Source organism: Microbacterium sp. CH-015 (assembly GCF_049707015.1).
In the GTDB taxonomy this organism is placed as follows: domain Bacteria; phylum Actinomycetota; class Actinomycetes; order Actinomycetales; family Microbacteriaceae; genus Microbacterium; species Microbacterium aurum.
The window spans coordinates 1-2640 of the sequence record NZ_JBNAFJ010000026.1 but is presented as its reverse complement, the minus strand read 5'-3'; the positions used below and the strand labels follow the sequence as shown (position 1 = coordinate 2640).

2 protein-coding genes are annotated in these 2640 nt (G+C 67.7%); both read left to right on the top strand.

Translation table 11 applies throughout. The annotated features are described in order from the left end of the window. Positions 1-142 precede the first annotated feature (142 nt). The gene (gene istA / locus ACPYN4_RS15440; RefSeq protein ID WP_424446869.1) at positions 143-1789 is read left to right on the top strand and encodes an IS21 family transposase; all 1647 of its coding nucleotides are present in this window, start codon (positions 143-145) and stop codon (positions 1787-1789) included. Beyond that, complete coding sequence (locus ACPYN4_RS15435; protein ID WP_239280048.1) at positions 1789-2550, top strand: ATP-binding protein; 762 nt, start codon at positions 1789-1791, stop codon at positions 2548-2550. The genes istA and ACPYN4_RS15435 overlap by 1 nt, the downstream gene beginning before the upstream one ends. Positions 2551-2640 lie beyond the last annotated feature (90 nt).

The following is a 2640-nucleotide window of genomic DNA, read 5'->3' as shown; positions in this document are numbered from 1 at the left end:
GTGTTAAGACGGGGCTTCGGGTAGCGCGGATGTAACGATCTGGTAGCACGCGCGCGGGGACACGGTAGCGCTCTGATGGTGGGTTCGAGGATGGTTCTCGCCGCGGCCAAGGGCTGGTCGCTGGTGGAGAGGAACGTCGGCGATGACGGACTACCGGTTTGTGATGGGCCTGCTGTTGCAGGGGTATGCGTATAGGCAGATCGAGGCGATGGCGGGGTGCTCGCATCGCGCGATCGCCAGGGCCCGGCGGGTTCTCGACGAGGAAGGGTTCACGACGCGGGAGCAGGTCGACGGGCTGTCGTTGGAGGACATCGATCGGCTGTTCACCGATGGCCGCAAGAGCGTGGTCGACGAGTTCGTCCCGGTCGACATCGAGCGGGTCGTCGCAGCCCGGCTGGGGCGGAACAAGCCGCCGTTGAAGGTGTTGTGGGCACGGTATCTGGAGACCGACGCCCCGGCCGGTGCACGGTTCTATGGGTATGAACGGTTCTGCCAGATCGTCGCGGAGCACGTCCGCGTCAACGACCTGACCCTCCCGATCGCGCACGTCCCCGCCCATACGATGCAGGTCGATTGGGCTGGGACGCAGATGCAGCTCACGGACCCGATCACGAGGGAGACGACGCGGGTGTCGGTGTTCGTCGCGTCGTTGCCGTTCTCCGGGATGGTGTTCGCGCACGGGTGTCTGGACGAGAAGCAGCCGGCCTGGTTGGACGCGCACCGGCGCGCGTTCGAGTACTTCGGCGGCGTCACCCAGGTCGTGATCCCGGACAACGCGTCGACCGCGTCGAACCAGATCTCCCGGACCGAGAAGGCGAGGGAGGTGAACTCGTCGTATGCGGAGTTTCTGGAGTACTACGGCACCGCCGCGGTCCCGACCCGCTCTTTCAAGCCTCGCGACAAGGGGCATGTCGAGGCGGGGGTGAAGGTCGTCACGAACTGGGTGATCCACTACCTCGCCGATCGGGTGTTCGCGTCGTTGGACGAGCTGAACACCGCCGTCGCCGCCCAGGTCGACGCGATCAACGACCGGACCCCGTTCCGCGGCGAATCCCGGTCGCGTCGCGACTGGTTCACCGAGCACGAGCAGGGTGAGCTGCTCTCGCTGCCGGTGCGGCGTTGGGAGCCGGTGATCTGGCGGAAGGCGAAGGTCCACCGGGACTGGCATATCCAGCTCGACACGATCAAGTACTCCGTCCCGTCCCGGTTCGCCGGGCTCAGTGTCGATGTCCGGGTCATCGGGGAGCAGATCGACGTGCTCTCCGGCGGGGAGATCATCGCCACCCACCAGCACGGGCCGCGCCGCAACGGGTATGTCACCGACCCCGAGCACGCGCCCGCGCACGCCGAGGCGGTGTCGGGGCTCTGGACGCGCGGGTACTTCCTCCGGCAGGCGTCGAAGGTCGGCCCCGGCACGGTCGCGGCATTGACGCGGCTGCTGGATGGGAAGGTGATCGAAGCGCAGGGCTACCGGTCCTGCATGAACATCCTCGATCTCGGCAAACGCGGCAGCCGGGTCCTGCTCGAACAGGCCTGCCGCGGCTTGGTTGATGAGGACCCGCACCGGCAGATCACCTACACCGCCGTAAAGAACCGCATCACCGCGCTCCGCGCCGGCCTCGACGCCCGCCCCACCACTGACGGTGACATCGTCGGCGGCATCGTCGCGTCGCCGACGGTCGGGGCGCCGGGACGTCGGGATACCAGCCGGGCGCACCTGGCCGGCGCGGGAGCGTTCAGCCTTGACGCGCTCCGATCAGCCGGCGACCAGGCGCGAGGGGACCGCTGATGCAAGACCTGCACCTCACCACCGACGACATGCCGCTGTTCACGAGGTTGCGGATGACCGCGTTCGGGGAAGCGGTGATCGATATCGCGAACGACCCGACCTACGACCAGTGGACGTTCTCGCAGAAGATCCGCCACGCCCTCGAGCAGGAGACCGCCGCCCGCACCGAACGCCGCGTCCTGAAGCTGCTGAAAGCATCACGGACACCGAACCCGGCGGCCTGCGTCGAGGACATCCGCTACCTCGACGGGCGGAACCTGAACCGGGAGCTCGTCGCCCGGCTCGCGGCCTGCCGATGGATCGACCAGACCCACAACCTCGTGATCCTCGGCAAGTCCAGCGTCGGGAAGTCCTACCTCGCCCAAGCGCTCGTGAACGCCGCCTGCCGACGCGACTACACCGCCCGCTACTTCCGGCTCGACGACCTCGCGAACCAGCTCGCCGTCTACCACCGCCAAGACGCGCAGCGGCTGACGTTCCTCACCGGGCTGCACACCTGCGATCTGCTCGTGCTCGACGACTTCCTCACCACCCCGATCCCCGGGGAGACCGCCGCCGAGCTGCTGAACATCCTCGCCGCCCGCGAAGGACGCGGGTCGACGGTCGTGACCAGCCAGTTCGATCCCGAGGACTGGTACCGGTCGCTACACGACGCGGTCATCGCGGAGTCCATCCTGAACCGCATCGTCAGCAGCGCCGAACTCGTCCAACTCGACGGGCCGAACATGCGCCGCCACACCCACGCTGAGACCACCAGCTGAACCGGTCGCGCGGGCGCGGGCCGCTATCCGATCGCCGCGCCCGTGCTACCGGATCACTACAACCGCGCTACCCGAAGCCCCGGCTAAACA